This window comes from Magnetococcales bacterium, assembly GCA_015232395.1.
Taxonomy (GTDB): Bacteria; Pseudomonadota; Magnetococcia; order Magnetococcales; family JADFZT01; genus JADFZT01.
Window position 1 is genome coordinate 1 of sequence record JADFZT010000135.1, and the last position, 6,015, is coordinate 6,015.

A 6,015-nucleotide genomic window follows, 5' to 3' on the forward strand; every position below is an offset into this window, starting at 1 on the left:
AAGATTTGGAAAAATTCGCGCCAGACACCCTGGATTCCCGCATTCGCGGGAATGACGAAAAAAGTACAGCGGCATATGTCCAATTCTTGATTCGAATGGCTATATAAAATACCAACCCTATCAATGATCGTGATGCATGGCCGGGGCTGATTTTTTCGGTGCCAGCAGGGGAAAACGATCTGTGGCATATTGGCCATGGCAGGTGATGCAGGCGCTGGTCATGCGGCCAAAATAGTATTGCACCAGCGCCCGATCTCCCCCGTGGGCAGCCTCGGCGGTTTTGGCAGCCAGTTGGTGAAAGGCTTGATCCTGGGCGATAAATTCTGCTGGTACGGCCCGTTTGAGATCCTGTTTATCCTGGGGCGTCAGCTGCTGCTTGAGAATGAAACTATTGTGTATCGCCCGGGCCTGCTCCGCCACCTTGTGCAGATCCCCCACCACCATCCCCTTCCAGAGTTCCAGAGTAGCGGTTTCCACCAGGTTCATCTCCTGACGGATGAGCCCCTGCAAACGCTCCGTCAAGCGTGGCCCGACCGGATCGTGATCCGCCGCCTGAGCTGATGACAGCCCCCCAGTCATCAACAATCCAAGCAATGCGCCAACCAATACCGTCCGGGGGATCTTTCTCAGCATGGGATTTCTCCTGGGATTTGATCGTGGTTTCCGTGTGTGTTGGCGATAGGATACCCAATCACCCAACGCTGTTGCAAAAATCCCTGGTTACGCCCCCCTCCTCCCAGCCCATTCCATCCAAATCCACCCTTTCACCAAAAACCGTTCAAGAGAGCTCCCTCCCCTGCCGAACAGTGAAAGGATGGGGGGGAACTCCATATGGCATCTACTCATTTTAAAAGACAACCCGGCCTGATCAATCAGGTCATGGCATGGTCAGTGCAATTAGGATCAGAGCCACACCGCCCCTCAAGGGCCTGTCCTCAAGCCCCAACCTACCGCAGATCCTGGGAGAATGCGGGTCAGGGGGCCTGGCCTTAACTTTTGGCGTTGCGGGTTGACTGTAAAAAAATGTGACCGAAAGGGCCTCTTTTGGTCTACAATCGTAAAATTATTGAACCGTTGGACCGGTTTGAATGGTGCAAACGAGAGAAGGGTCACATGAACAAATCATTTCCCTTACCACGCTGGACGTTCGGGCTGATCTGCATGCTCAGCCTCAGCCTCACCCTGACCCTGGCGCCCCGGCTGGCATCGGCTGGGGATCCTTCTGCCGCCGCAGGGGGGTATGGCTCTCTGGCGGTCAAATCAGACGGCACGGTCTGGGCCTGGGGCCACAACGACGCCAGCCAATTGGGTAACGGCAGCACCACCGATCTGGATACCCCCACCGAAATATCCAACCTCACCAGCATCAGCCAGGTGGCCATCGGCACCCAGCATGCCGCCGCTCTCGCCACCGACGGCACCCTCCAGGCCTGGGGCAACAACACCTACGGCCAGGTGGGAGATGGCACCACCATCAGCCGCACCACCCCCGTGTCGATTTCCAGCCTCACCGGCATCACCGCCATCGCCGCCGGGGATTATCACACCCTGGCCCTGAAGTCCGATGGAACGGTCTATGCCTGGGGAGAGAATACCCATGGTCAGCTGGGCAATGGCACCACCACCGACGGCGCCACCCCGACTTTAATCTCCGGCCTCACCAACATCACCGCCATCGCCGCCGGTTACGGCCACAGCTTTGCCGTCACCGCCAGCGGTTCAGTCTACGCCTGGGGCGAAAACGACCAGGGACAGCTGGGAGATGGCACCACCACCGCCCGCTCCACCCCGGTTTTGATCTCCAGCCTCTCCGACATCACCGCCATCGCCACCGGCAGCGGCCACACCCTGGCGCTGGACGAAGATGGCAACGTCTACAGCTGGGGGGATAACGAATATGGTCAGCTGGGTAGCGGCTCCACCAGCGACAACACCTCCCCCACCCAGATCTCCAGCCTCTCCGGCATCACCGCCCTCGCTGCGGGGGCCAACCACTCCCTGGCCATCGATTCCGACGGTGACCTCCGGGTCTGGGGAGCCAACAGTGCCGGACAGCTGGGCAACAGCGCCACCACCGATGCCACCACCCCGGTGGAACTCTCCAGCCCCTCTGATGTAGCTGTGATTGCGGCGGGAGCCCTCCACTCTCTGATCATCGATAGCGATGGCGCGGCCCAATCCTGGGGGGATAACGAATATGGCCAGCTGGGTAACGGCTCCACCACCGATTCTACCAGCCCGGTACAGGTGTTGGCCCTGACGGAATTTAATCCCAGCTCAGTCTCCGCAGGCTACGACCACTCGGTGGCTCTGAAATCTGACGGCACGGTGTGGGCCTGGGGAGGCAATAAATATGGGCAGCTGGGGGATGGCACCAACACCGACCAGACCTCTCCCGTCCAGATCACCTCCCTCACCGATGTTACAGCGGTTGCCGCCGGGGGATATTATTCCATGGCTCTGCTGTCGGATGGCAGCGTCTACGCCTGGGGCCGCAACAACTACGGCCAACTGGGAGACGGCACCACCACCAACCAAGCCTCACCGGTAGCCGTCAGCGAACTGGATGACATCTCAGGCATCGCCGCAGGCAACTATCACTCCATGGCCCTGGAGGAAAATGGCACCCTCTATGGCTGGGGGCGCAACTATTACGGTCAGCTGGGGGATGGCACCACCACCGACAGCTTGATTCCGGTGCAGATTACCGATTTGAGCAATGTCACCGCCGTGGCTGCGGGCTTCTATCACACCCTGGCTCTCAAGACCAACGGCACCCTCTGGGGCTGGGGGCTCAACCGTTTTTCCCAGATCGGCAACGACTCCACCACCGATGCCACCTCCCCCACCCAACTCACCAGCATCGCCGATGTCACCGCCCTCACCAGCGGTTCGGTCCACGCCTTTGCCCTGAAATCCACCGGCTCCATCTGGGGTTGGGGATACAATAAACACGGCCAGCTGGGAGATAACACCACCACCACCGCCACCACCCCCACCCAGGTTTCCACCCTCTCCAGCACCACCATCACAGCGCTTGCCGCAGGCTATGAACACACCCTGGCGCTGGATTCCGACAGCAAAGTATGGGCCTGGGGCAACAACGATGATGGTCAGTTGGGGGATGGCACGACCACCACCAGCGGCACCCCAGCTGAAATGACCGCGCTCTCCAATATCACCCACATCAGCGCCAACGGCAGCCACAGCCTGGCGCTGGATTCCAGCGCCGATCTCTGGGCCTGGGGGGATAACGGCAGCGGCCAGCTGGGGGATCGTTCCACCACCGACCGCTCCACCCCGGTGCAGGTACAGGTGCTGGGCAGCTTCAACACCTATGCTGACAGCGACTCGGACGGCTATCTCGATAACGTGGACAACTGCGCTGATGACGCCAACACCGACCAGGCCGATGAAGATGGCGATGGCATTGGCGACGTTTGCGATCCGGTGAATGATCTGGATCCGCCAGCTTTTGACGATGTCGCCGAGAGCCACTGGGCCTATGACGAAATCGAAACCCTGGCCTTCAGCGGCATCACCAGCGGTTGCGACAGCGACAACTATTGCCCCGACACCACCCTTTCCCGGGCGGAAATGGCGATCTTCCTGCTGCGCTCCCAGTATGGATCGGACTACTCCCCAGCCAGCGCCAGCGGGACTCTTTTCTCGGATATTTCATCCAGTTACTGGGCAGCGGCCTATGTGGAGCAGCTCGCCACTCTCGGTATCACCTCCGGCTGTGAGGAGGGGCTGTTTTGTCCCGGGCGGGAGATCACCCGGGCGGAGATGGCGATCTTTATCCTCCGGACCAAATATGGCTCCGACTATCAGCCCTCCTCAGCCAGCGGCACGGTGTATGGAGATATCTCTTCTGATTATTGGGCAGCGGCTTACATCGAACAGCTCTATAACGACGGCTTTGCCGACGACACCATCGAGCCGGGCCGGGAGTGCGGCGACGGCTATTTTTGCCCCAGCCTCACCGTCAACCGGGGGGAAATGGCGGCTTTTCTGGTCCAGGCCTTTTCCCTGGATAGTGGCGTCGAGGCTTCTTCGGTCAGCGACACAGTGGCAGGGGGCGACAGCCTCACTTTGAGTGGTGCCGGCACCGGCAGCGACCTCTCCTATGCCTGGAGCCAGCTCTCCGGAACCTCGGTTACGCTCATCCCAAGCGGCAACAGCGCCACTTTCACCGCCCCCGATGTCAGCCAATCCGATACCCTCACCTTCCTGTTGACCGTGACCGGCGCCAATGGGGTGACCGATACCGATCAGATTGAAATCACCATCACCCCCGACACCAGCAGCTATACCGAGGTGGGGGGCCAGGTGGGGTGGGATCCGGTGGTGGGGGCGTCGGTGACCATTTACGACGCCACGGGGGAGACCACCCTGGGCAGCGACACCACCGACAGCGATGGCCACTACAGCTACTGGATCGCCAACACCCTCCTGGCCGACGGCTTCCAGGTTCATTCCGATAACGGCACTGTGGATGGATCGAACTATACCGAAGAGCCCAAAGCCCTTTATGGTGCCGATGATGACGCCACCGCAGCCAATGTCACCCCCCTCACCACCCTGGTCTTTGAGATGGCTGAGGAGATCGGCGGGGATGATCTGGTGGATGATCGGGATACGGTGCTCACCACCCTGGACAATCTGGGGCTGGTGGATAGCGCTGATTGGTCTGATATCGAACCCGACGGGGTCGCTACCGAAGCCATCCTCACCCGGGTGCGGGCGGTGGAGATGGATAGCTGGATCAGCGATCTCATTTCCGACCTGACCGACAGCGACCTCACCCTGGACAGCCAGCGCTTTTTCCCCAACGCCCACGACGGCATCCTGCCGGTCACCTTTGCCAACAGCGACAACAGCATCACCATTCTACCCGGAGATGTGATTGAGCAGACCCTGAACGTGGAGCGGATTTCCGGCAGTGGCAGCGGCTATCAATACGCCCTGTCATCAGCTCCGGATGGTCTGACCCTCTCCAGCAGCGGCGTGATCAACTATGCCTCCGATGCCGATGCCGCCGCCCAAACCCTCACCTTCAAAGCCACCATCCAGGATAGCTCCTCCGGGTTGGGGCGGACTCTTTCCGGCACCATTGAAATTGTCACCACTGAAACCGTCATCACCGGTACTTTGGATGCGACCGGCGGGGAACTCACCGATGAGTGGGCCGAAGCCCGGATCAATCTCCCTTCCGGCGCTCTCACCCAGAGCGGCACGGTCAAGCTCGTCCGGGGAGAAGATGCCGATGGCAACTATCTCTATCGGCTGGAGGCGGACGAAACCCTGCAAAGCCCAGCCACCCTGGAGCTGCCCGACCCCAACTTCATGACCGCGGTGGATACCGATGAGAGCGAATCCGAAACCGCCAAACGCGCCAGCAGTGACGATTGGGATCAATGGAAGCGCTATCCCAGCTGGTATCTGACGCTTTTGGATGGGGTCAACGCCACCAACCGCACCCTCCACAATCTGGAAGAACAGCCGGAATGGCCTGGCCTCACCCGCACCCACTTCCAGCTGGAAGGTTCCAGCCTCTGGAGCCAGTGTGGCAGTGTCGCTGACTTTTCCGAAAGCGCCTGCTCCTATTGGGCACCGGTACTGTTTGTTTCCGGCGGCCCCCTGGATCAAAACCTGGGTGGGGGTGAAGCGCTGTGGGGGCAGATGGCGGAGCTGATCCACAATGCCGGATATGGGGTGTGGGAGTTTGATTGGCGCGCCAATGGTCCCTTCCAGGATCTGGCGGGTGATCTGGCGGACGCCATCCACGAAATCACCACGGTAACCAACCAGAAGGTTCACTTGGTCGCCCACGGCATGGGTGGAATTTTGAGCCGCACCTATCTCCAGGGGCTTGCCAAGGATAATGTCGGAGAGGCCATCAGCTATCGCAGTGATATCGCCAGCCTCGTCACCCTGGGCACTCCCCACTCGGGACTCTTCACCACCGAGACCACCCTGGATGGAGAACTTTTCCCCCAGGGTCTGGAGGAT

2 protein-coding genes are annotated in these 6,015 nt (G+C 60.2%); one reads left to right on the forward strand and one right to left on the reverse strand.

Translation table 11 applies throughout. The features are described 5' to 3' along the window. Positions 1–120 precede the first annotated feature (120 nt). A complete protein-coding gene (locus tag HQL52_19620) occupies positions 121–633 on the reverse strand; it encodes a cytochrome c (GenBank protein ID MBF0371651.1) in 513 nt (170 codons plus the stop codon). 480 nt (positions 634–1,113) lie between these two features. On the opposite strand from HQL52_19620, the gene HQL52_19625 reads away from it, so the two are divergent. After that, the coding region (locus tag HQL52_19625; protein ID MBF0371652.1) for an S-layer homology domain-containing protein at positions 1,114–6,015 on the forward strand (4,902 nt) is incomplete at its 3' end.

What these genes read in the sequence shown, in the direction of transcription:
- HQL52_19620 (MBF0371651.1), bottom strand. Translation starts at nt 633, where the DNA reads ATGCTGAGAAAGATCCCCCGGACGGTATTGGTTGGCGCATTGCTTGGA.